Origin of the sequence: Vibrio harveyi, from assembly GCF_030060435.1 — a bacterium.
Lineage (GTDB): Bacteria > Pseudomonadota > Gammaproteobacteria > Enterobacterales > Vibrionaceae > Vibrio > Vibrio harveyi.
On the sequence record NZ_CP125875.1, the window covers coordinates 2,394,084 to 2,419,742 of the forward strand.

The following is a 25,659-nucleotide window of genomic DNA, read 5'->3' on the forward strand; positions in this document are numbered from 1 at the left end:
ATATTTAGCTATCCAAGAATGATTATTATTTTTAATTATCATGAGCTTATTTTTTGCTCACATATATCACTCTTAACTAAATTAGGAGATTTGTCATCTTAATAATTCGTCCTCCAACCACTTTATGGCTAAATCGAGGGATTGCTCATAACCTTTTGTAATTGTCTTGGAACTGATTTTCTTGGCTTGTCCGTACTGGCTAAACAGTGCTACCAACTGGTTATCACTATGAGGTGAAACTGGGTCCCCTTCGAGACTCAATGCTAAAATTGGCACCTTAGTTTTACGGCTACTTAGGAAACCTTGTACCTTGAGTGACCATGCCATCATCTGTCCGGCCATGCTATTGATGTCAACAGCACTCTTACCAAGGCGAGACGCTAATAGGTCAAGGTACATCTTCGGCATTTGCTGCAACTTTTTAGGCGACGTAAACAGATCATGCACTGGTGCTCCCAAAGCCACACAAGCTTTGATCTTTTCTTGCTCAACAAACGAAAGACGAATCATGGCATTACCGCCAAAGCGGAAGCCAATCAATCCAACTTTGTGGTGATCAACCCAAGGTAGAGAATACAGTTCATTCAAAACCGCTTGATGAAGGCAACTGGAGTTTTCAGTCAGCGGCCAATGTGAACTATGACCGACTGACGGCATATCAATAGTCACCATCGCAATGTCTTTTGGAGCTAAGTGGTTTCTGAACAAGCGCCACATATCCGTTTGCAAGCTGTCCAAACCAGCACTGACCATTACAACTGGTAATTGTTTATCTGTGCGAGGAAGATGTAGGTTCGCGATGATCTTGCGTTTTTGGTAAGGCACTTCGATCTGCTTGATCACGTATTTAGTTTTTTCTGAGCCTTCTGAATACGCTTTGTTCGCCAATACCTGTGCTTGAATGGCTAAGTTATCATTCTTTAAATGTGGATAGCCTGCAATGCTAAAACACAATGAAGCCGTAAACAGCTCATCAGCCGCTTCCTCCCCCTTCATTTCATTCGCGCGGCGTTGATGCTCCATGCCTAACTTAATCCACTCAAACGTCCAGTTACCACCGTGGTAACCCATGACCGTATCAAGCCATTTATCTTCGGTGCGAGAATGATTCGATGACGCGATTTTAGAAAGTACCCCTTCCATTTCGATAGGAGATAAGCCCTGCCACGCCCATTGAAGACGTCTCAAATGACGATACCAAGCACGATCTTCATGCTCTTCTCGCTCATCAAGAATCTTTTGGCTGGTCGGCATGTATTGAGTAAGTGCAGAGGTTTCTTTCGCTTGTTTGTGTTTGACAAACAAAGTTTCGGAGAGGTTTTTACTGACGTCTTCTGACATAGGAAGAACTCTAGGCTGGTTGCAATAGCGTAATAATAATAAAAAAAATGCCCCTATAAAGGGGCATTTCTCAATATTCTTAGTGCAAACTTATTTTTGCTTGCGATTTACTGGCTCAGCGTACTGGATAGACATATCCCAAGGTTGCTCGATCCAAGTGTCTTGTGCGATGTCTACTACGTAGTCATCAAGTAGCTCTTTACCAGAAGGCTTAGCACATACAGCAATCAGTTTTGCTTTCGGGTACATTTCACGAAGTTTACGCGCTGTATCACCGCTATCTACTAGGTCTTCAATGATTAGGTAACCTTCACCGTCACCTTCTGGCGCTTTAAGCACTGTCATGTCACGTTGATGATCGTGGTCGTAGCTTGAGATACAAATTGTATCTACGTAGCGAATACCTAGCTCACGAGCCAAGATAGCACCAGGAACCAAGCCACCACGGCTTACCGCCCAAATACCTTTCCATTGCTCAGTTGGCATTTGTTTCTCAGCCAGTTCACGGCAGTAAGACTGCATCGCATCCCAAGTGATAATGAATTTTTTACTCATTGTAATAACCTAATAATTTCAAAATATGCATCCCCGTGACCTAGCTGATGGCGCTGAAATGGACTCATCAATCTAGATTTCCCACACCAGAGGAAATGGGGGTTTCAAGCTACGCAAACGATTATTCTACCGAAACCCATGATTAATACCAACGCTGATATCAAAATTCTCCGTCTATTACGCAGAAAAATCGAATTCAGTGAACACGGCAAAATAAAGAAGGGAATGAATTTGAGAAGAAATGCTCCATAAACAAGGAGAAATTCCCCTCCAGTAAAAGCCCACAAACAAAAAGCCAGTGTGAACGAGTGCCCACACTGGCTTTTCTTTTAATCGTCAGAGTTAGCCTAGGATGTACTTCGCAATGAAGATAGCGGACATAACCCATACACTCATTGAGACTTCACGTCCTTTACCACTGAACAGTTTGATCGCAGCGTAAGCAATGAAACCAAGCGTGATACCTTCTGCAATAGAGAAAGTCAAAGGCATAACCAAACACGTTACGACAACAGGAGCCGCTTCTGTTAGGTCACGCCAGTCGATGCCAACAAGACCAGAAAGCATCAAGATAGCCACGTAAAATAGTGCACCAGACGTTGCGTAAGCTGGAATCATTCCCGCTAGTGGCGAGAACAATAGAGCAAGAAGGAACAGTACGCCAACAACCACAGCAGTTAGACCTGTACGACCACCAGCGGCTACACCAGAAACGCTCTCAATGTATGACGTCGTGTTTGATGTACCTAGTAGAGCACCGACAGATGTTGCTGTTGAGTCTGCAAGTAGCGCTTTATTTAGGCGTGGAATGTTGCCGTTTTCGTCAGTCAAACCCGCTTTTTGCGAAACACCAACTAGCGTGCCTGCAGTGTCGAACAAGTCAACGAATAGGAAAGCAAATACTACAGAGATCATACCTACTTCGAACAAGCCAGAGAAGTCTAGCTGCATGAAGGTTGGCGCGATGCTTGGTGGTGTTGACATGATGCCGCCCCACTGAACGTCACCAAAGATCAGACCAAGAATTGTTACGCCTAGGATTGCGATCATAACCGCACCTTTCACACCACGGTGAACCAATGCAATCGTCATGAAGAAACCAATCGCTGCAAGTACAGATGGTAGAGAAGTGATATTACCCATTGAAACTAGCGTTGCTGGGTTATCTACAACAATACCTGCGTTTTTCAGTGCGATGAAAGCAAGGAACAGACCGATACCTGCTGAGATACCAGTACGAAGAGAAAGTGGAATCGAATTGATGATCCATTCGCGAATCTTAAACACACTCAAGACGATAAATAGCAGACCGGAAACAAATACTGCTGCTAGCGCGACTTGCCATGTGTAACCCATGCCCAACACAACGGAATAGGTAAAGAACGCGTTTAGCCCCATACCTGGAGCCTGAGCGATTGGGTAGTTTGCTACTAAGCCCATGATGAAACAGCCAATAGCGGCAGCAAGACACGTCGCAACGAACACGGCACCACGATCCATACCTGTATCTGCAAGGATAGCTGGGTTTACAAAGATGATGTAAGCCATAGTTAGGAAGGTAGTAACACCTGCGATGATCTCAGTGCGCACATTGGTGCCATTTTCACTAAGTTTAAAGAGCCTTTCGAGCATGATCGAATCCTGTAAAAGGTAAAAAGTAAACGGTTGCGTAATCGATTGGCTCGAATTATAAAGTTATCAAATAACAAATTCCAGATAGAATTTTCACTCTAAAGGGATTTTTTTCTTGGGATATGAAACCCATTCGCTAGCGTTTTAAACAGCAAATAAATTTAGGTCTTAATAAACAATAACTAACGAACTTGTACTGAAAACAAACGTATGTGTATAAACTGAGCAATGTATTAAACTTTCAAACGCAAAGTCATCGTTTTGGACGCTAAATACCCAAAGAATTGGTCAGAAAATGAAACAAGTGAGATAAGCAATCGGAGAATTGAAGCTTGGTGGCGATAAAATAGGCGAGATTGGGATCAGAAGATAAAAAAACGCCACTCAATTTGAGTGGCGGTGAATCATGTCAGCACTATGCACTGAAAAAAAATTCCAATTTATAGGGGTGAACAAACTTGTTCGAGTCACATGCGTTGGCTTCAATTAGTAACCAAAGCTTGTTGGGTATACAAAGTTACCGGTGTAAACAGATTTACTGTTCCAGAACATTGCACTTGGTAAACCTTTCATAAATATCACCTTCTAAATCAATTAATACTGTTAATTTGGTTGATTTCTCAGTTCCTTGGAGGCGATAAACGGACTCATCCTTTGAGCATTTCATTCTTCTCTCAGAAGCTGGTTACAAATATACCACCCAGAAATTTAATTACAAGCATTTAGTGACCAAAATCACAAAAACTTAATAAATTGACCTCCATCAAGAATTAACTGTAATTAAATTACAGTTTAGTAAATTAAAAATTAAACAAACTTTCAGAACATACTAAGCTCGTTGCATTGGTGTATTACGTTGTGTTCATAATCTGTGACAGTTCTAGGGCAAATCCTTTTCACCACAACTACTAGAACCGCTTTTCTGGTGGTATGCTGAGGGCAATTCCAAGCCAATACCGATTAGCATTTACTGCTAAACACTCATTAAATTTACGGTTTAAATTTGGCAAAGCACATCAAAAGGAGTCTTCCGTGTCTGAATTCCATTCTGAAATCAGTACCTTATCACCTGCTCCACTTTGGCAGTTTTTCGATAAGATTTGTTCAATCCCTCACCCTTCAAAACATGAAGAAGCTCTAGCACAGTACATTGTTACTTGGGCAACAGAGCAAGGTTTTGACGTACGCCGCGATCCAACTGGCAACGTGTTCATTAAAAAACCTGCGACACCAGGTATGGAAAACAAAAAAGGTGTAGTGCTTCAAGCACACATCGACATGGTGCCACAAAAGAACGAAGACACTGATCACGACTTCACTCAAGATCCAATTCAGCCATACATCGATGGTGAATGGGTAACAGCAAAGGGCACAACGCTAGGTGCAGATAACGGCATCGGCATGGCTTCTTGTCTTGCTGTACTTGCTTCTAAAGAGATCAAGCACGGTCCTATTGAAGTTTTACTGACTATTGATGAAGAAGCAGGCATGACAGGTGCATTTGGTCTTGAAGCTGGCTGGTTGGAAGGCGATATCCTTCTAAATACAGACTCAGAACAAGAAGGCGAAGTGTACATGGGTTGTGCAGGAGGTATCGATGGCGCAATGACCTTCGATATTACTCGTGACGCAATTCCAGCGGGCTTTATTACTCGTCAACTAACACTGAAAGGTCTAAAAGGCGGTCACTCTGGCTGTGACATCCATACAGGTCGCGGTAACGCAAACAAACTGATTGGTCGCTTCCTCGCTGGTCACGCGCAAGAGTTGGATCTTCGCCTGGTTGAATTCCGTGGCGGTAGTTTACGTAACGCGATTCCTCGTGAAGCTTTTGTAACTGTAGCACTACCGGCAGAAAATCAAGATAAACTAGCGGAACTGTTCAACTACTACACTGAGTTACTAAAAACAGAGCTTGGTAAAATTGAAACAGACATCGTGACTTTCAACGAAGAAGTTGCAACAGATGCACAAGTGTTTGCGATTGCAGACCAACAACGTTTCATCGCAGCATTGAACGCTTGTCCAAACGGTGTAATGCGTATGAGTGATGAAGTTGAAGGCGTGGTTGAAACATCACTTAACGTTGGTGTTATCACAACAGAAGAGAACAAAGTAACCGTTCTATGCCTAATTCGTTCCCTGATCGACTCAGGTCGTAGCCAAGTTGAAGGTATGCTTCAATCTGTCGCTGAACTGGCTGGTGCTCAAATTGAATTCTCTGGCGCTTACCCAGGCTGGAAACCAGATGCTGATTCAGAGATCATGGCAATTTTCCGTGATATGTACGAAGGCATCTACGGTCACAAGCCAAACATCATGGTTATCCACGCAGGTCTTGAATGTGGTCTGTTCAAAGAACCTTACCCGAACATGGATATGGTTTCTTTCGGTCCAACCATCAAGTTCCCTCATTCTCCAGATGAGAAAGTGAAGATCGATACCGTTCAGCTGTTCTGGGACCAAATGGTTGCGCTTCTTGAAGCCATTCCTGAAAAAGCGTAATTCAAACCAATACGCGAAAAACACAAAAGGGTGCCTCGGCACCCTTTTCTTATTGTGAGCTTTTTATTACAGACTCTTTATAACAAGAGTATCGCAAACTATGCGCGAGTTTGCGCGTATGCCGCTAGCTCATCCATAGAAGTTTTAGCAACTACTTCACCATCGATGTAGTAAGTAACGAAGTCACCTTCACGAACGCCCATTAGTGTCGCTTTGTCACCGTTGTTGTATGTAATGTCCATCTGAACGGTGTTCTCGTCGATCTGTTGCATTTGACCTTGCTCGATAACACGGTTGTGCGTTAGAGGACCGATCGGTGCAGTCGTTAGAGATTTGTCTAACTGGTGGTTCACGTCGATGTAAGTATCCATCTTGGTATCAAAGATGTGTGGCTTACCGTTTAGTGGGTTTTTACCAGTCCAGAATTCTAGAGAGTTGAATACGATGTAATCCGCTGCAACAGCAACACCATAAACAGGCGCCAAAAGCATGTTTAGACCACCACGAGCGTAACGGTTATCTACTGCTTTTAGGTTAAAGCCCATTACGTAACCTGTCACTGCATTACTGCCCACACAGCCAGAAAGAGAAACTGCGACTGCAGTCAATGCGCCAATTTTAGCGAACGCCTTTTTCATCAAAACCTCTAGTTAAATAGTATTAGGTCAAAAATTCGGCGGGGATATTAGCGGATTAAAACCATAGGTAAAAGTCAGTTTTTCTTCAAAAAAATATGAGTATTAAATTTAACACAGCCTTATTTACTCGATGAATGTGCTACTTTAAAACACAGCGTACAGCCACTCAATAAACACAGAAATTAACCCAATGTGCTTACACAACTCATACATCTGGTGAAACTTTAATCTTTTCAATAAAAATTATTTTTCGTCACCTAAAGAAGAATGATTAGTGTGATTTTGAACCAGTTGTTACATTGTTGCTAACGTATTTGACAGAGATGGTTTATGGCCAGAAGTAAAAAAAGCAAAGTATTTGAGCTACTCGGGCATCAAGTACAACCAGGACAACGACTAGAAACCGAATTTGAAGCAGCACAGCTTTACACGCACTCACCACTTTCTATTCCTGTGGAAATCATCCACGGTAAACAAGAAGGTCCCGTGCTAATGGTGAATGCGGCGATCCATGGTGATGAGCTTAATGGCGTAGAAATCGTTCGTCAGATGATCAACCAACTGGATCCGCAAAAGCTGAAAGGCACCGTGATTGCGGTTCCTATTGTGAACGTATTTGGTTTTATTCATAAGTCACGCTACCTACCGGACCGCCGCGACCTAAACCGTTGCTTCCCAGGAAGCGAAAAAGGTGCATTGGCATCTCGCATGGCGCATGGGTTCTTTAACAATATCGCCAAACGCTGTGATTACATCTTGGATCTTCATACGGGTGCGATTCACCGTACTAACCTACCGCAGATCCGTGCGAACCTGAGTAATCCAGAAACACTGCGAATCGCAAAAGCGTTTGCCACACCAGTGATCGTAGACTCGGCACTGCGTGATGGCTCTTTGCGTAGTGAAGCTGAAAAATGCGATATCCCAGTGCTAACTTATGAAGCTGGTGAAGCTCTGCGCTTTGACCCTCTATCTATCAGCGCAGGTGTACTTGGCGTGCAGCGCGTCATGCAAGCCATCGGCATGCTTCGCGCAAGCCGCAAAAAGCTACCAGAACCAATTATCGCAAAATCCACCAGTTGGGTACGTGCATCAGGTAACGGTATTCTGCGTACTGTCGTGAACCTAGGTGACAAAGTTGAAGAAGGTGAAACACTCGCATACATCAGCTCGCCGCTTGGTCACGACGAACTTGAACTGGTTGCACCAAAAGGCGGTATCGTGATCGGTCAGCAAACACTGCCTCTAGTTAACGAAGGTGATGCAATCTTCCACATTGCTTACTTCAAACAAGACGATGATGTCGTTGAACAAACCGTAGAAAGCTATATTGAAGAGCTAACAGAGTTCGATGTTGATCAAGTCACGACAGGGCAAATTCCGCTAGAAACTCAGCAATAAGTTTTTGCATAAACTGAAAGCCCAGAAATTCATCTGGGCTTTTTTGTGGCGAAAAGATAGACACATTCACTTCCCTACATATCTTAATCCCTATCAAAATCTGTTTTACCGTCATTTGGTGGATATAAAACTTTACAGGCATTCAAAAAAACACCATTGATAATTAATCTCATTATCATTTATTAATTTGTGCAGCATTCATATAATCCTCGCCTAATCAAATTACTATAAATGACGAATATGAAACGTTTATCCACTCATGGCTTCAAGGTAAGCCTTGTTTCGCTCGCAGTGCTCAACTCCCTTGCTTCCTATGCAGCAGAAGGCTCAGATGAAGAGCTTGAAGTCATTGGTGTGCATTACGCGAAACCAATCACTGTTGCAGAACCTGCTCAAACGACCATTGATTGGTCTCTTATCGAGGAACAGCAGTATTCCAATTTTGCAGATATGATCGACTCCGTGCCAGGAGCAACATTAGATGGTGGTGCTCGCTCTGGGGGGGAACGTATCAATATCCGCGGTTTTGATGACCCAAGTGACATCGCTGTATTTGTTGATGGCGCACCTATCGGCTTCCAACAATACCGTTACGGAACCTTCTTCTTTGACCCGTTCTTAATTGGCGAGGCAGAGATCATCAAAGGCGCGCACGACTATCGCGCATTGAATGGTAAATTTGGTGGCTCCATCCGTATCAAAACGAAAAGTGTCGATGATCTCCTCGATGGCGATCGTAACTTTGGTGCTCGTGTTTCCACTGGCTATAACAATAATGGTGATGAAAACTCATACACCTTGTCCTTATACGGCAAGAACGACGCCGGCTTCTACTTCTTAGCCAATGGCTCGGTAAAAGATTCAGATGACATCCAAGTTGGCGGCGGTGAAACGTTGGATTACTCGGGTTACGAGCAAGAAAACATGCTGGTGAAAGTCGGCTATGAAAATGACGACCACGAGTTCGAAATCAGTCATACGCGCTACAAAGACGAAGGCCGCAAACCTTGGGCGAACCGTCGTGGAAAAATGCCGAATATTTCCGACTACAACATCAAAAAATATGGCTCATTAGAGAAGGCGAAATACGCGTACACGGTCGACAACAAATACACCGACAATACGACGACGCTCTCTTACCATTACATGCCTTCCAATCCTTACATTGATTTCAACATCAAAATGGCACGCTCTGAAAATGATCGCCACTGGGTACGCCCTGATGTTGCATTCGAAAAAATGTTCGTCTCTGTCGGCAGCTACGGTCACGAGTCTTGGCTAAGTTACGAACGCGATTATGTTGATGTCTTCAACCAAGCACAAATTGGAGATCACGCACTAGTCACCGGTCTTCAGTACCAAAAAACTGATCGCGATTCACTGGTCTTCAATAAATCGTATGCCAAAAAAGAAGCAAAGAACTACGGCTGGTACACGCCTTATTACGAACCATCGGGTATACAGACGATTTACGCCGCTTATGTAGCAGACCATTACCAAGCGACCGATCGTCTAACCATCACACCATCTTTGCGTTATGAATACATCACCAGCGAAGGTAAAGGCAATGCAGCGCCAGACTACGACGATCCGGCGGCTGGACATGACTACAGTGAGACGAGCCACAAAGGCTTTAGTCCGCGTCTCGATATCGATTTTGATGCCACTAATAATACGCGTTTGAATTTCTCTTACGCATACGCATTAAAAGCGCCAACGGTTGATAACATCTACTCTGTACAATATGCCCGCGCTACGGCGACAGCAACAGCAAGAGATCTGGATGTTTCGCGCATTCATGCCTACCAAGCGAGCGTGATCAATTTAACCGAAGGTCTCGTCAGTGACCGTGACAACCTTGCAACGGAGTTTACCGTGTTTTACAACGACGTAAATGACACGGTCGATATCCGAACAGGCGCAAATCTAGATAAAAACAGTACAGAAAACCAAAGCTGGAATACGAACTTAGATGGGTTCAAAAACTACGGTTTTGAGTTGATTTCACAGTACCGTATTTCAGATTTCTATACTGATTTTTCAGCGAGTTACGTACGTGGTAAAAACAAAGGTAGTCTATCTGACTCCACTGGTTCTGATGACGATCACCCAGATGTACCACCATTGAACATCAACCTAGGCTTCGGTTACGAATGGCTCCCAGGTCTACGCTCAGGTTGGGAAGTACGTTGGTACGATGCACAAACCAAAACGAAGGCAGAGGGAAACAACCTGAAAGTAAAATCGCCTAGTGAGCAATATACGCTGCAAAATGCGTATGTCGTTTGGGATGTGCAACAAGTCAAAGGCTTGAGCGTTGGAGCGGTCGTGAAAAACCTAACTGACCGTTACTATGAAGCCTACCTATCTAACGGCGTGCCTTCACCGGGTCGTGAAGTTAAACTTAAACTGACTTACCAGTACTAATTAATCACATTATCTGTATTGGTCTTCAACCAGCTCGGGGCTATGAATGGCTCCGAGTTTTCGTTTATATCCAAGTAACCTCAAAATGCTTGATTCAGCCAGAGTGACTTGGGTCTATCACCCTCATTTTACATACGAGACTTATGAGCCTTCGAAGAAAAACGCTGACATGGAAACAAATGTTATTTGTCGCTGCCCTAGCCTCTCCGCATGCAACGAGTATTTCACAAGACAATATCTCTCAATATTTGGAAGAACACAGTAAGCGCCAGCAATTAGAAGATCATTACGCTGCCACTGTGACAGACAACTTAGATCTTGATGCTCAAACAGATAGTTTAACGTGGAAAGAAGATGGCAAACCCGATCATTGCCAATACACAAAAGGAGAGATTACGGAAGCGAGAGATTATGATTATGGGGAAGCCAAAGATCTTTCTGACGGCTTGCATAACATCGATTTGCCGCCCGTACATACTCCCAAAAACAGCCACAAGCATCGAACCTATTCGAATAATCCTCAATTGCTTGCAGGTAATAAGCAATTTGCAGCCCCTGCAGAAGGTTCGGTGAGCTTTTCGGTATCTTCGGACTGCTTTTAAACGACACAAACAAAAATGCCCCGAGATGATCTCAGGGCACTTTTTAATTCATAATCGACGGCACAGATAAGCCATCTAGTAGGCTGAGATTACTCTTCGTCAGCTTCTACTTCACGCGCTTTGCGAGCTTCTTCTTTGCGAACTTTCGCCGCTAGTTGCTCAGCTTCACGCTCTTGACGCTGTGCTGCTTTACGCTCGTTACGAACAACTTGGTTTTGAACAAAACCCGCTAGTTCTTGCTCAGCCCAAGCTTGTGCTTTCTCTTCGCTGTCAAAACCAGTTTCACGTTTTGATACTACTGTCTTACGAGATGTCACTTGACGAGTGATCTCTGCGCTCCAGCCGTTACGTTTTTCAGTTACGCGGATAGCAAATTTTGGATTTTTAGACATTTCTTTCATTTCCTAAGGGATTAATCAGGGATTCGGTCAACTTGATAACTCCATCTAAGCTGAGCTGTTTAACACCATCCCTTGGTAAGCGCGGTATTAGAGCATAAAAGTTACCGAAACGCTGCAAGTTTTTTAAGGGAGACGGGAGACGTTCTCGATTCCCTTAAATAAAAAAGCGCCAGTCTTTCAACCAGCGCTTTATTCTTTTCGTTAACCTTGTACTACGCCGTAATTAGCCGATGTTCTTACGTGCGTTTTGGAACATACGCATCCAAGCACCATTCTCGCCCCAACCTTCTGGAGCCCATGAGTTCGCTACTGTGCGGAACACACGCTCAGGGTGCGGCATCATGATTGTGACACGACCATCTTGAGTCGTTAGACCCGTAATAGCGTTTGGCGAACCGTTCGGGTTATTCGGGTATTGCTGCGTTGGGTTACCGTGGTTGTCCACGTAACGAACCGCAACGGTACCTGATGCTTCAATCGCTGCTAGATGGTCAGCATCACGTACTTCTACACGACCTTCACCGTGAGAAACTGCGATAGGCATACGAGAACCCGCCATGCCGTCAAAGAATACAGAATCAGACTTCTGAACTTCAACTAAGCTAAAGCGCGCTTCAAAACGCTCAGATTCATTACGAACAAAGCGTGGCCATAGGTCTGCACCTGGGATTAGCTCTTTCAGGTTCGATAACATCTGACAGCCGTTACACACACCTAGAGAAAATGTGTTGTCACGATTAAAGAAGCTTTGGAACTGTTCACGAGCTTGTGCATTGAACAAAATAGACTTAGCCCAACCTTCACCCGCACCAAGTACGTCACCGTAAGAGAAGCCACCACAAGCCACTAGACCGTGGTACTCATCCAGAGCCGCTTGACCTGTTAGGATGTCGCTCATGTGAATATCAGTCGCTTCGAAACCTGCACGATCAAACGCTGCTGCCATTTCTACATGAGAGTTAACGCCCTGCTCACGAAGAATAGCCATCTTAGGCTTCGCACCGGTATTTACCATAGAACCCGCGATGTAAGGCGCTGCGATGTCTTCGTTTACGTCGAAGCTTAGCTTAACGTTTAGACCTGGATCAGAGTTGTCTTTCTTCGCTTCATGCTCTTGGTCAGCACATGCTGGGTTATCACGTAGACCTTGCATCTTATGCGTCGTCTCAGCCCAGATAGTACGCAGTTCAGTACGGTTACGCTCAAGAACCACTGTGTCACCAGAAGTAATCACTAGCTCATCAGACGCTTCGACTGAGCCGATTACGTGAGAACATGCTTCAAGACCGTTCGCTGCTAGCGTTGAAAGTACAGCGTCTAGGTCATCGTTTTTAACCTGAAGCACTGCACCCAACTCTTCGTTGAATAGTGCTGCTAGTACATCTTCACCTAGGTCGGCGATGTCTGCTTTAACACCACAGTGACCAGCGAATGCCATCTCTGCAAGCGTTACAAATAGACCGCCATCGCCTTTATCGTGGTAAGCCACTACTTGATCGTTTGCTACTAGAGTTTGAACTCCTTCGTAGAAACCTTTCAGTTGTGCTGCGTTGTCTACATCTGCTGGCTTATCACCAAGCTGCTTGTAAACCTGCGCAAGTGCTGTTGCGCCTAGACGGTTTTGCCCGTTACCTAGGTCGATAAGAACCAGTGACGTGTCACCTTTATCTGTGCGCAATTGCGGTGTGATTGTCTTACGAACATCTTCAACACGAGCAAACGCAGTGATGATGAGAGATAGCGGAGAGGTTACTTCTTTCTGTTCGCCGTTCTCTTCCCACTTGGTCTTCATCGACATTGAGTCTTTACCCACAGGGATAGTCAGACCAAGTGCTGGACATAGCTCTTCACCCACTGCTTTCACCGCTTCGTAAAGACCAGCATCTTCACCCGGGTGACCGGCTGGAGACATCCAGTTTGCAGACAGTTTAATGTGTTTGATATCACCAATGTTTGTCGCAGCGATGTTGGTAATCGCTTCACCAACCGCTAGACGAGCCGATGCACCAAAGTCTAGTAGAGCAACTGGTGTACGCTCACCCATTGACATCGCTTCACCATGGTAAGTGTCATAACTTGCAGCAGTTACTGCGCAGTTAGCAACAGGAACCTGCCACGGACCAACCATTTGGTCACGCGCTACAAGACCTGTTACCGTGCGGTCACCGATCGTGATTAGGAATGTTTTCTCTGCAACGGTTGGAAGGCGTAGAACGCGATCCACGGCTTCGTTCAGCTCGATGCCGTCACGGTTAACCGCCGGGTTGTTTGCTTTTAGCGTTTTCGCATCACGGTGCATCTTAGGCGTCTTACCAAGAAGCACATCCATTGGCATGTCAATTGGCGTGTTCTCGAAGTGTGAATCTTCAAGTTTAAGCTCACGCTCTTCAGTTGCGATGCCTACTACTGCGTATGGTGCGCGCTCACGCTTACAGATTGCATCGAATACTTCCATGTTCTCTGGCGCAACCGCCATTACGTAACGCTCTTGAGATTCGTTACACCAGATCTCAAGTGGGCTCATGCCTGGTTCGTCATTTGGTACGTCACGCAGTTGGAAAATACCACCACGTTCGCCATCGTCGACAAGCTCTGGAAGTGCGTTAGAGATACCGCCCGCACCCACATCGTGGATGAATGCAATTGGGTTAGCATCACCAAGTTGCCAACAACGGTCGATCACTTCCTGACAGCGACGCTCCATCTCTGGGTTTTCACGCTGTACTGAAGCGAAATCTAAGTCTTCTGCTGATTGACCAGATGCCATTGAAGAAGCAGCACCACCGCCAAGACCGATGTTCATTGCAGGACCACCAAGTACGATTAGGCTTGCACCTACGGGGATCTCTTTCTTCTGAACGTGCTCGTCACGGATGTTACCCATACCACCAGCAATCATGATTGGCTTGTGGTAACCACGAACCTCTTCACCTGCGTGAGAGTTAACTTTCTCTTCGTAAGTACGGAAGTAGCCAAGTAGGTTTGGACGACCAAATTCGTTGTTGAACGCCGCGCCACCAAGTGGACCTTCTAGCATGATATCTAAAGCGTTAACGATACGACCCGGCTTACCGAAATCTGTTTCCCATGGCTGCTCAAAACCAGGAATACGTAGGTTAGAAGTAGTGAAGCCAACAAGACCTGCTTTTGGCTTACCACCGATACCAGTCGCGCCTTCATCACGGATCTCACCGCCTGAACCAGTAGAAGCGCCCGGCCATGGAGAGATCGCTGTCGGGTGGTTGTGCGTTTCCACCTTCATTAGGATGTGCGCTTTCTCTTGGCTGTAACCGTACTGGCGAGTTTCTGGGTTCGGGAAGAAACGACCTACATCTGAACCCACCATAACTGCTGCGTTATCTTTGTACGCAGACAGTACGTTTTCTGGTGTGGTTTCAAACGTGTTTTTGATCATCTTGAACAGAGACTTCTCTTGCTTAACACCGTCGATAGTCCAATCTGCATTGAAGATTTTATGACGACAGTGTTCTGAGTTCGCTTGTGCGAACATCATCAGCTCAATGTCAGTCGGGTTGCGCTCTAGCTTATTTACGAACGCATCGTAAAGGTATTCTATTTCATCATCTGCAAGTGCAAGACCTAGGGTAACGTTTGCGTTTTCAAGCGCAGCACGACCGCCGTTTAATAGGTCAACGTCTGCCACTGGTGCAGGTTCTGCAGCTTGGAATAATGCGCTTGCGTCGTCGAAGTCAGTAAAAGTAACTTCCATCATGCGATCATGGATGAGCGCTTTTACATCTGCAATTTGAGCATCGTTAAGAGGCGTCGCTGTTTCTACGTAGTATGCTGTGCCGCGCTCAAGACGTTTTACTTTGTCTAGACCACAGTTGATGGCGATGTCTGTAGATTTAGAAGACCAAGGCGAAATAGTGCCCGGGCGAGGAGTCACAAGAAGTAAAAGACCTTCTGGCTCATGCTCTTCGATCGTTGGACCGTAAGTCAGCAATTTTTCCAGTTTTTCCAACTCTTGGTCATCAAGGTCAGACTTTAGATCCGCAAAGTGCATAAACTCTGCGTAAATGCCAGTGACAGGCAGATCTTGTTCACGACATAGTTCCAGTAGTTTATTAACACGAAACTCAGAAAGAGCTGGGGAGCCACGCAAAATTCTCATGTGCTTAGGTCTCTTATTGCAAGTGATTAAGGTGATATTGGAATAAATTCAGTGGGTTATACTGTTTTCTTCGAAGCTATTCCCGAAGGTTTTTCAAACCTATGCCGATGCCACCTCTTCGTTGCGAGCGCATTATATAGCAATTGTTTTTGTGATGTAACACCAAAAGCAACCGTTTGCGTCATTTTTTTTGCCAAATTTGAATTACGACTAAAATGTCGATAAATCACACAATGTCGCACTCTATCTGTCTGATTCACTTTGCCCCACCAGCGCGCTTTGATATAAAGGCAACTAGAAATTTATCGAGACGTACCGAATTAATGCAAATAAGTCAGTTCAACCGACTCAAGCGCAGCGCCCTACTTTTCGCTTCTGTGCTTTTACTTTCTGCCTGTCAGATTGAGTCGGAACCTAAAAGTGAATTTGAGCAAATCCAAGAGCGTGGTGTCCTACGTGTTGGCACGCTAAATAACCAACTCTCCTACTACATTGGTCCAGACGGTCCTGCTGGCTTGGATTACGAACTGGCACGTAAATTTGCAGAACAACTAGGCGTGAAGTTGGAAATCAAACCTGCTTTCCGTCAAGCCGAGTTATTCCCTGCCCTCAAAAAAGGCGATATCGACATCATTGCGACAGGTTTGAATCAAACTTCGCAAGCGGTGCAACGCTTCCGTCCGGGACCTGCCTACTACTACGTAAGCCAACAGGTGGTATATAAGAAAGGACAACTTCGTCCTCGCGACATTGATCAGCTCATCAAGTATCAAGAATCAAAAGATGAAAAGGCTGTCGATGAAAATGCCAATGCAGGTGCAGAAACGCTACAGATCGTTGAACAATCACAGTTTGTTCCGACACTAACGTCACTACAAAAAGAATATCCAGAGCTTCAATTCGAGATTGTTGGCGATGCAGACACTCGCGATTTGCTAAAACACGTATCGACGGGTGAACTGCGTTTTACTGTAACTGACTCGGTTGAATTATCTTTAGCTCAACGTTTATACCCAGATCTTGCACTTGCTTTTGAGCTAACAGAAGACCAACCCGTCTCTTGGTTTACTCGCCGCTCTGAAGATGAAAGCTTATACGCGATGCTGATTGAATTCTTTGGCAATATCCAGCAGTCAGGCGAGTTGGCGACACTAGAAGAAAAGTACATCGGTCATATTGAAGCATTTGATTATGTCGATACTCGCGCCTTTATCCGAGCGCTAGACAATAGCCTGCCTAAGTGGGCACCACTATTCCAAAAATACAGCGAAGAGTTTGATTGGCGCTTGATCGCCGCATTGGCTTACCAAGAGTCCCACTGGAAACCAAAAGCAAAATCACCGACGGGTGTACGTGGAATGATGATGCTTACATTGCCTACTGCTAAGAGCGTTGGGGTAACGGACCGACTTGACCCAGAACAGTCTGTTCGAGGTGGTGTGGAATACCTGCGTCGTATTGTCGCTCGTGTACCAGATTCCATTAATGAACACGAAAAGATTTGGTTTGCGTTGGCATCTTACAACGTTGGCTATGGTCATATGATGGACGCACGACGCCTGACTAAAGCGCAAGGCGGCGATCCAAACGCATGGGCAGATGTAAAAGAGCGTCTACCATTGTTGCGTCAGAAACGTTATTACAGCCAGACTCGTTACGGTTATGCCCGTGGTGATGAAGCACGTAACTACGTAGAAAACATCCGCCGTTACTATCAATCGATCATTGGTCATGTCAGTCAGAAACCAGCCATTGACGAAGATACGGAAGATCTTCAGGTCATTCCGCCACTCAATCCAAACCTATTGGTTTCTGGGGCGGTTGAAACCTTGGCTGAGCAAGTTTCAGGGGCTAAAAGCACAACACCAAATGAAGTGCAAAAACCAGAGACGAAAACCGAACCTATTCCTGTTTCAGGGGCGGAATAAACCTTTCGAAAATAGCGAGCTCACAGCTCGCTATTTTTTTGTTGAGTCAACAAAAAAAGTTATCTAGAATCCGGTCTTTCGAGCTTATCTAGTTTGCGTTGCTATTTGGTGCCATACCAATACGAAGCGCGCAGAAAAGTAAGTTCTTTTGGTCACCTCTCCTCACTCGATGTCACCTTCATCGGAAGTGTGCATCACCAGAATGTCATCAATTGATAATGAATCGGACGCTTTGCTATGCGAGTGTCGGAGAGTGTGTTCGTTGTCTGCAAGAGGTTCTGATTATGAGAAAACGCAGAGTGCAGTCAAAACGTTTGAATAAGACAGTGGCTGCTAACCGCCGTAAGCGCAAGCTTACGTGTATGAAAAAGAAAGTCAGTGCACGTAACCGTGTTTTCGTTCACCTAGTGAATCACTGAGAACTTGAAGCAAACATCTACTTCCGAGTAGGTGTTTGCTAAAGAGATGAATTATTGCTGCGAACCTTAATTTACTCGCCTGAATTTATTCGCCCTTTGTATCCTGCTCATTATCTAACGCTTTCTGCGCTTGTTTTTTAGCTTTAATTTCTTTACGACGACGCTTAAAGAACGCTTGCAACTGAGCGCGGCACTCCTCTTCTAGCAATCCATTTTCTACTGTTGCGTAATGGTATGCCGCTTGGCTTTCGAACAAATTCAATACCGTCCCTGCTGCCCCTGCTTTTAAATCAGGCGCACCGTAAACCACTCGCTTTACTCGGCTATGTAGCAACGCACCAGCACACATAGGACAAGGCTCTAACGTGACATACAAAGTCGTATCAAGCAGTCGATAGTTACCTAGTGCTTCTCCTGCTTTTCGTAATGTCTGGATCTCGGCGTGTGCGGTTGCATCGTGAGCACAAATAGAACGGTTCCAACCTTCCGCAATAACCTCTCCATCTTTTACCAACACAGCGCCAACTGGTACCTCCCCTTCAGCTTCGGCTTGCTCGGCAAGCTCCATCGCACGGCGCATAAATAGTTCGTCTTGAGGAGAAAACTGAGAATCTGACAAAAGGGAGCTCCGGAATTTGGGATAGATCGTGATTGAAAGTGGATTTTAACCTTCAAAGAGGGGAAGTGGAAGCGGGATGATTTTGCCTGTTAGGGCACAAATACCGTGATTCAAAGCAGTTTGATCGTCATCCTCAAGAGCGAGGTACGAGCGAGTTGGGGCTCTCTTTATTTTGTATCCCGAAGGGCAAAGTCCGTTCCCGACTCCCAAAACAAAAAAAGCGCCAGTCTCTCGACCAGCGCTTTCGAATTACCAATACCTAAATAGTTGGTGTTGTAGCTAGGCAACAAGCAAGTTCAGCCCTATGAGCATAGAGGCTCTATGTGATTAGGGTGAACTTGCGCAGTTAACAACGCTACAGCGCCAAATATGACGGTATTTACATTGTGTAAGTGTATGGCGCTTGGATACCTAGAGGAATGCCTAGCATCCAGTAAACCACTAGGAATACTGACCATCCGATTAGCATTGCAATCGAGAATGGCATCATTAGCGATGCTAGCGTACCGATACCTGTCGACTTCACGTAACGTTGACAGTAAACCACGACTAGAGGGAAGAATACCATCAGAGGTGAAATGATGTTCGATACAGAGTCACCTACGCGGTAAGCCGCCTGAGATAGCTCAGGAGAGATACCCACAGCCATTAGCATAGGAACTAGGATTGGACCGATAAGAGCCCATTTCGCCGATGCAGAACCGATTAGAAGGTTTACAGAAGCTGTTAGAAGAATCATACCGATGATAGTAGCTTCACCAGGTAGGTTCATTGCTTTCAGACCTTCTGCACCGTAAAGCGCTAGCATCGTACCGATGTTTGATTGCGCGAATGCTGATAGGAACTGTGCACAGAAGAACGACATTACGATGTATGCGCCCATAGTAGACATAGTATCCGCCATCGCTTTGATGATGTCGTTACTTGTCTTGAACGTGCCTGAAACGCGACCGTAAACGTAACCCGGAATGATAAACAGGATGAAGATCAACGGAACAATAGACTTCATGATTGGCGCAGAGAACGCTGTGATTTCACCTTCAGGTGAACGCAGTGCAGAGTTTTCTGGAATAAGTGCTACAACAAGAAGTGCGATACCCGCCATCATTGCCCAACCAGCGTAACGGAACGCTTTAGACTCAAGCTCAGTGAAAGAACCTAGATCTGGTGCTTTCTCTGCGTCTTCGTCGATTGGTGTGTTCTTTAGGCGTGGTTCGATGATTTTCTCAGTTACGTACCAACCGATAGCCACAATAATTACTGAAGATAGACCAGTAAAGAAGATGTTCGCTAGAGGGTTAACCACGTACTCAGGATCTAGAACCTGCGCAGCTGTTTGCGTGAAACCAGCCAATAGAGGATCGATACCTGAAGGGATGAAGTTTGCAGAGAAACCACCCGATACACCTGCAAACGCTGCCGCGATACCCGCTAGAGGGTGACGACCAGCCGCGTGGAAGATGATACCACCAAGAGGAATAACTAGAACGTAGCCCGCATCCGCCGCAGTGTGCGATACGATTGCTACAAGAATGAGCATTGGAGTAAGAAGTTTAGCTGGCGTGAAGTTCAGCATCTTCTTAAGACCAGTGGTGATGAAGCCAGAAGAATCGGCAACACCTACACCCAACATCGCTACAAGAACGATACCAAGTGGTGCAAAGCCAGTGAACGTGGTCACCATGTTAGCAAGGAAACTTGCTAGTGCTTCGCCTGTTAGAAGGTTAGTGATTGTGAGAGCTTCGCCAGTTCGAGGATTTAGAAGGTCGAAAGAAACATTCGACAAAAGTGCAGACGCAGCCCAAGTAATGATTAGTGCCCAGAAGAACAGAATCGCAGGATCAGGAATTTTGTTACCTGCTCGTTCGATAAAGTTCAGGAAGCGATCCATCCCGCTCGGCTTCGGTGACGGTGCCTTATTTACTGCTTGGTTACTCATCGTAACTCCATATGAATGATGTTGGTGCCATGGCCTATTTGAATAATTATAACGGCCTATTTTCAACAGAGCATTCTAGTAAATAGCGCCTCAGAAAGCACAAGGTTCTATGTTTTTTTCCATATTTGGAGACATATTTTGCAAAAACGCCATATCAATTAAACATAAAAAAAACAGTAGCACACCATTCGCATTAACAGTTGTAAAACCACCCATTAACCACGCAATTTAGCAATAAAAAGCGTCAATATTAACGATAAAAGTAATTATAAGAGGAATGCCTAATCCATCACTTTTCGAATTCACTATGACGCGAAATCATAGTTTTCAATTCAACTGATTGCGTTTCCCCCATTCGGTCAACCCAACTCGATTTGATAGTAATGGTCTTAAGCGATCCTGAAACCGTAGCTGCTGGAACTTCCCACTCAACAACATAAGATCCACTAGCAGAAGATCCGGTTGCAATCGAAGCAAAATTGGCAGGCGTAATGGTAGACATCGCCTCAGAAGCACCACGAGAGCGGAACCACTCAAGTTGATTTTCAGCCAGTCTCAACGCCTCGATACTATGAATCGCATAATCCGATTCACGTTCCATGTAAATTTGTAGTTTAGTGAGTCCGAGCGCCCCAATGCCCAATAAAAGAAAAGAAATCAGCACCTCAATTAAACTAAAGCCTTGTTGTCTAGAGATCATTCCAAGACCCCTTTTGCCAATATACTTTCTTTAGCTTCTTCCAAGGTTCGTCAATCACATCACGATTGTATTGGAAGGATAAAGCTGCATTGAAGAGTGCAAATGTTCCAGGCGCGTCCATGACAAAACCTCCTAATGGGTTAAACGCTCCGTGCTGAAAATAGCCAATCTTTGTCTTTTCCATAGGCACTGTTGCATCTAAAGCCGCGATAACGCCATCCAATGCAGGATCATTCGCGGAAGCTGCCCAGTCGGTAAAATCTAATGTAGCCCCGGTTGTCGGGTCGACATACAGTGGAGAAATAAAATGGTAAAGCATACCTTTAAAATTCTGTGTCCCTATCGTAGAAAAAATACCGTCTTGAACAACTAGGATTATTCCGTTGCCCCCTAGGCTGTTATCTATTGCGTTCTTTATACTCGTGAAATCTGCCGTGTTTATTTCACAACCACCGTAAACCCAAATGAGATCTTTTCCATTTTCGATATTGCTAACTATCCCCTCCGCGCAAGTATCATTGAATACCGGAGAAGGAAGATCCGCTTCAGAGTCCAATGTCATACCATTCAACGACAAAGGTACATATCCAAACAAAGAGCTATCAGACATCACATCGAACCATTCACTACGCGGGACATCAAAGACATCTTTAAATGGGTCCATGTCCGAAGACTGGCGATAATCGCTCTTAGATGCCGCAACACTTGTGCCCCAACTGTAGTGTGTAGATGCACATTTTTGTTCCTGTCCAGCAGGACTATCAGGGAAACTTGAATAAGGTTTGTCGGATAGCTGATAAGGGTGAAAAGTACTTACACTGGTAGCGTAGAAAAAGTTGTAATAAAGAACGGAGGTGCACTCCCACAAATTACTACCGAGACTTTTACTCGGATCTGGAGAGCTCGTATAGGAACCATTAATAACCAGATCAGATTTAGATTTGATCGCCCCCGCCCCGCTACTTGAAGGCAACTTGATGGTCTTTTTCGTTTCCCGATGACCAATCGTTGAAGTCACGAGACTTGAAGGACCAGAGGAAAATGTAAGTGCATCAAGTCCCATCGCTGTGATGCAGTCATTGACGTTAGTTGGCAATTCTTTATTTAGTTTGGTTTTGCTGTAAACACACTCTAACCCGCCTTCTGCACGCCAATGCTCTTGTCTGGATTCAATTTGATTGTTGGCACGTTTGATTTGATAGAAAAGGGACTTGTAGCTTCCCAGTGACATCATTAATGCCGCAACCAGCAACACGCTCACAACTAATAATGCTGCGGCTCCCTGTTGATTTCTCATTACTGCCAGTTCCTCTGCTTCACGGTAAACGACTGCTCTGTTTGAACACTTGTTGCGCCAACTAATTCCGTTCCTAAGGTAATGGTGACTACCGCGCTTTCAGCATCTGTGTTTTTCAGCGTGCGAGCGGCAAGATCAAAGCGGTTAATATGAATCGCTCTCTTATCAAAAAGCGTATTGCATGTACCGGTACCAGAAAGCGCAATAACTTGACTGACGTTCCATATCGTCGTTTGTTTTTTCTCACAGACAAACAAAGACTCTGGCGTATTAATCCGCTGCTCATATACAACATTTTTATAAAGTGGTGCTGCACCTGAAGTCCCAACTTGATAGGCGTATGCAATCAACCCCATCCCCGGAGTATCAAGAGTGTAAATCGTATCGGTCGCACCTGAAATTTTGACTGAATCACTGCCACTTTCATTAAAGCCAGCTCGTTGGATATCGTTTCTTAACATCGCTAATACGCTGCCCGTGTTTTGCAGTAACATCAGCTCTTTGGAACGCTCCATCGCCACTTTTTGTCCACTGATGTAAAGCGATCCAACAATAGCTAGAGCAATCAGCCCTAAAGAGGATGCAATCATAAACTCGACGAGGCTCGCGCCTTTCTGCTTATACATATTCATTCCTCAAGAACAGGTTGAATAGCCGAAGAACTCGGTATTGTTGTTGTCGCTGCATACCCGGACACGCGCAGACAAAGTGTGAGAGATAAGTTTTAAGGCTTTAGAAGACTCTCCGACCGGGTAAAAGCGAATGTTGCCTGAAGAAGGGCGACCATGGACGTCATCAAAACTGATTTGGTCTGAAGCGTAGCTCGGAGTAACCACAATGCCCTTGTAAGGCGCGCCTGAAAACGAGAATAAAACCGTACCGGCTCCCTCGGAGCTATTATCTGTGAGCTCAATGCGCCAATTACCATCACTGGATGAACCTCCAGACATGATCAGGTGTGCCCAAAGCCTCTCTCGGCGCAATACCGCTTCTGACTTACCTTGAATAACAAAGCCATGCAGTTCATTCGCTAAGCGCTGCATTTTGTTGGTTTCAAAAACATTTTGGAAAGAAGGAGCAGCAGCCGTGAGCAAAACACTCAGCACGGCGATAGTGATCAGAAGCTCCAATAATGTAAACCCGCGAGGCATTTCCCAAATTCCTATGCAAACGGCAAGAGGACCGTAATTCATCTTGCGCAGATGCTATCACCTGAGAAAAATAGGCGGAAAAGTGAAAAGGAAACTACTCGTCATGATTCGAATTTCTGGTTGTAACGGATACAACAAACGATTTAGAGGGATGACATTGATCGAAATACTGATAGCAGTTGTGATTATTGGAATCATCGCGGCTATCGCTTATCCGTCATATACCAACCACACCATTACGGCACACCGCACCGTTGCTCTAAGCGATATCAGTCGCATACAACTGGAGCTAGAAACCTCTTACAACGGTGGGTACGATTGGAGTAGTATCATCTCTGGCGGGACTTGTACGATCTGCGACTCCGATTCAAATCGCTTTTCATTTAGTATCGCAAGCACATCCAGCGCAGCTTATGTTATCGAAGCAACGGCAAAAGCCGATTTAGGGCAAAACGGTGATAACTGTTTCCCTAGTGGGGTAAATAAAATAACCCTAACGTCCACCAACATAGAGTCACCGAGTGCATGTTGGGATTAGCCCTTTCGAGAATAGATAAAGACAACTTAGACGACAAGTTCGATGCCATAAAGTCACTTTAAATAAAAAGAAAGCAGATACAAAAAAGCCTGCATCACAGCAGGCTTTTTATTGGATTCAACTAACCAGCAATTAGCTTGTTAGGTCATCAAAGAACTTCTTCACGCCGTTGAAGAAGCCTTCAGATTTTGGTTTGTGCTTAGTTGCGGCATCACCACCACAAGATTCATCAAACTCTTTAAGCAATTCTTTCTGACGAGCGCTCAAGTTAACTGGAGTCTCTACTACAAGCTTAACGATTAGGTCACCAACACCGCCACCACGAACGCCTTTCACCCCTTTACCGCGCATACGGAACATACGTCCTGTTTGCGTTTCTGTTGGTACTTTAAGGTTCACACGACCATCTAGTGTCGGAACTTCAACTTCACCACCTAGAGCAGCCATAGCAAAGCTAACTGGCACTTCACAATACAAGTTGTTGCCTTCACGTTCGAAGATATGGTGCTCTTTCACGTGAACTTGTACGTATAGGTCACCTGCTGGTGCACCCATTTCTCCAGCTTCGCCTTCGCCAGATAGACGAATGCGATCGCCAGTATCAACACCTGCTGGGATCTTAACGTTAAGTGTCTTAGTTTTCTGTTTGCGACCTTGACCATGACATTCGTTACATGGGTCTTTGATGATCTTACCTTTACCATGACAGGTAGGACAGGTTTGCTGCACAGCAAAGAAACCTTGGCGCATTTGAACTTGACCGTGACCATGACAGGTTCCACAAGTCTCAGATGAAGAACCTTTCTTCGCACCGCTACCGTCACAGGTATCACAATGAACAAGCGTTGGTACTTCGATTTCTTTCGATACGCCACGAACGGCTTCTTCTAGCGACAGTTCCATGTTGTAACGTAGATCTGCGCCACGTTGTGCACGTTGCTGACCACCGCCACGACGACCGCCGCCAAAGATATCGCCAAAAACGTCACCAAAGATGTCGCCGAAATCAGCACCACCGCCACCAAAACCGCCGCCGCCGAAGCCGCCACCGCCTTGTTCAAAAGCAGCATGACCATACTGATCGTACGCCGCTTTCTTTTGAGGGTCAGTGAGAATTTCGTACGCTTCTTTTACTTCTTTAAACTTATCCGCAGCAGATTCATCACCCTGGTTACGGTCTGGGTGGTATTTCATTGCTAGACGCTTGTACGCCTTTTTGATATCGCGCTCAGAGGCATCACGGCTTACGCCTAATACTTCGTAAAAATCACGTTTTGACATGTTCTTCGTCACCAATTAATTACTGCAAACGGCATGATTTACCGCTTGGTGTTTGTATCGTTCTAGGTAAGTGCACTTATTGCAAAATACTTAACTAGAAAGACAGCTTGGACAAACAGACGGGCGTAAGAGTTACCCCAAACGCCCGCA

General features: G+C 45.2%; 20 protein-coding genes. 6 read left to right on the plus strand and 14 right to left on the minus strand.

The features are described from left to right. Positions 1-93 precede the first annotated feature (93 nt). From frsA to vcdP, 4 genes are all read right to left on the minus strand, one after another. A complete protein-coding gene (frsA, locus tag QMY49_RS11445; protein WP_009697716.1) occupies positions 94-1,341 on the minus strand; it encodes an esterase FrsA in 1,248 nt (415 codons plus the stop codon). A 90-nt stretch (positions 1,342-1,431) separates the two neighbouring features. Next, on the minus strand, positions 1,432-1,896 hold the full coding sequence (gpt, locus tag QMY49_RS11450; RefSeq protein WP_283311566.1) for a xanthine phosphoribosyltransferase: 465 nt from the start codon (positions 1,894-1,896) through the stop codon (positions 1,432-1,434). 342 nt (positions 1,897-2,238) lie between these two features. Then, complete coding sequence (locus tag QMY49_RS11455) at positions 2,239-3,528, minus strand: NCS2 family permease (RefSeq protein WP_005447607.1); 1,290 nt, start codon at positions 3,526-3,528, stop codon at positions 2,239-2,241. Between the two features lie 486 nt (positions 3,529-4,014). Next, complete coding sequence (vcdP, locus tag QMY49_RS27345) at positions 4,015-4,101, minus strand: small protein VcdP (protein ID WP_017188447.1); 87 nt, start codon at positions 4,099-4,101, stop codon at positions 4,015-4,017. Positions 4,102-4,560: 459 nt separating this feature from the next. Here vcdP and QMY49_RS11460 point away from each other — a divergent pair, with 459 nt between their 5' ends. After that, positions 4,561-6,033 carry an aminoacyl-histidine dipeptidase gene (locus tag QMY49_RS11460; RefSeq protein ID WP_009697714.1) on the plus strand — a complete coding sequence of 491 codons (1,473 nt, stop codon included), beginning with the start codon at positions 4,561-4,563 and terminating at the stop codon, positions 6,031-6,033. 98 nt (positions 6,034-6,131) lie between these two features. On the opposite strand, the gene QMY49_RS11465 is transcribed toward QMY49_RS11460, so the two are convergent. Then, positions 6,132-6,671, minus strand: coding sequence for a DUF3332 domain-containing protein (locus QMY49_RS11465; protein WP_005447616.1), 540 nt, complete (start codon positions 6,669-6,671; stop codon positions 6,132-6,134). Positions 6,672-7,001: 330 nt separating this feature from the next. On the opposite strand from QMY49_RS11465, the gene QMY49_RS11470 reads away from it, so the two are divergent. The 3 genes from QMY49_RS11470 (at position 7,002) to QMY49_RS11480 (ending at position 11,101) form a co-directional block, all read left to right on the plus strand. Then, positions 7,002-8,072 (plus strand): succinylglutamate desuccinylase/aspartoacylase family protein, encoded by a 1,071-nt coding sequence (locus tag QMY49_RS11470; protein WP_005447618.1) that lies wholly within the window; start codon positions 7,002-7,004, stop codon positions 8,070-8,072. A 240-nt stretch (positions 8,073-8,312) separates the two neighbouring features. After that, positions 8,313-10,499, plus strand: a complete 2,187-nt coding sequence (locus tag QMY49_RS11475; RefSeq protein WP_283311570.1) for a TonB-dependent receptor domain-containing protein — start codon at positions 8,313-8,315, stop codon at positions 10,497-10,499. Positions 10,500-10,678: 179 nt separating this feature from the next. Beyond that, positions 10,679-11,101 carry a DNA-directed RNA polymerase subunit beta gene (locus QMY49_RS11480; RefSeq protein WP_283314109.1) on the plus strand — a complete coding sequence of 141 codons (423 nt, stop codon included), beginning with the start codon at positions 10,679-10,681 and terminating at the stop codon, positions 11,099-11,101. Between the two features lie 89 nt (positions 11,102-11,190). Here the strand turns inward: QMY49_RS11480 and QMY49_RS11485 are convergent, their stop codons facing one another. Beyond that, positions 11,191-11,493, minus strand: coding sequence for a DUF3622 domain-containing protein (locus QMY49_RS11485; RefSeq protein ID WP_005447624.1), 303 nt, complete (start codon positions 11,491-11,493; stop codon positions 11,191-11,193). Positions 11,494-11,725: 232 nt separating this feature from the next. Beyond that, on the minus strand, positions 11,726-15,637 hold the full coding sequence (purL, locus tag QMY49_RS11490; protein WP_005447626.1) for a phosphoribosylformylglycinamidine synthase: 3,912 nt from the start codon (positions 15,635-15,637) through the stop codon (positions 11,726-11,728). Positions 15,638-15,960: 323 nt separating this feature from the next. Between purL and mltF the strand changes: the two genes are divergently transcribed. Continuing rightward, entirely contained in the window at positions 15,961-17,565 is a 1,605-nt protein-coding gene (gene mltF / locus QMY49_RS11495; protein ID WP_256893449.1) for a membrane-bound lytic murein transglycosylase MltF, read from the plus strand. 504 nt (positions 17,566-18,069) lie between these two features. On the opposite strand, the gene tadA is transcribed toward mltF, so the two are convergent. From tadA to QMY49_RS11525, 6 genes are all read right to left on the minus strand, one after another. Further along, entirely contained in the window at positions 18,070-18,603 is a 534-nt protein-coding gene (gene tadA / locus QMY49_RS11500; protein WP_005447631.1) for a tRNA adenosine(34) deaminase TadA, read from the minus strand. 379 nt (positions 18,604-18,982) lie between these two features. Next, positions 18,983-20,542 carry an AbgT family transporter gene (locus QMY49_RS11505; RefSeq protein ID WP_005447634.1) on the minus strand — a complete coding sequence of 520 codons (1,560 nt, stop codon included), beginning with the start codon at positions 20,540-20,542 and terminating at the stop codon, positions 18,983-18,985. Between the two features lie 289 nt (positions 20,543-20,831). Next, positions 20,832-21,242, minus strand: a complete 411-nt coding sequence (locus tag QMY49_RS11510; protein WP_005447635.1) for a type IV pilus modification PilV family protein — start codon at positions 21,240-21,242, stop codon at positions 20,832-20,834. Next, on the minus strand, positions 21,232-22,539 hold the full coding sequence (locus tag QMY49_RS11515; protein ID WP_005447637.1) for a hypothetical protein: 1,308 nt from the start codon (positions 22,537-22,539) through the stop codon (positions 21,232-21,234). The genes QMY49_RS11510 and QMY49_RS11515 overlap by 11 nt, the downstream gene beginning before the upstream one ends. Next, on the minus strand, positions 22,539-23,165 hold the full coding sequence (locus QMY49_RS11520; protein ID WP_005447638.1) for a PilW family protein: 627 nt from the start codon (positions 23,163-23,165) through the stop codon (positions 22,539-22,541). The genes QMY49_RS11515 and QMY49_RS11520 overlap by 1 nt, the downstream gene beginning before the upstream one ends. Before the next feature lie 9 nt (positions 23,166-23,174). Then, positions 23,175-23,690: a GspH/FimT family pseudopilin gene (locus tag QMY49_RS11525; RefSeq protein WP_009697707.1), complete on the minus strand. Its 516-nt coding sequence runs from the start codon at positions 23,688-23,690 to the stop codon at positions 23,175-23,177. Between the two features lie 103 nt (positions 23,691-23,793). Here QMY49_RS11525 and QMY49_RS11530 point away from each other — a divergent pair, with 103 nt between their 5' ends. Beyond that, positions 23,794-24,228: a type IV pilin protein gene (locus QMY49_RS11530; protein ID WP_005447645.1), complete on the plus strand. Its 435-nt coding sequence runs from the start codon at positions 23,794-23,796 to the stop codon at positions 24,226-24,228. A gap of 132 nt (positions 24,229-24,360) precedes the next feature. Here QMY49_RS11530 and dnaJ read toward each other — a convergent pair whose 3' ends face one another. Further along, the gene (gene dnaJ / locus QMY49_RS11535; protein ID WP_283311574.1) at positions 24,361-25,509 is read right to left on the minus strand and encodes a molecular chaperone DnaJ; all 1,149 of its coding nucleotides are present in this window, start codon (positions 25,507-25,509) and stop codon (positions 24,361-24,363) included. Positions 25,510-25,659: the final 150 nt, after the last annotated feature.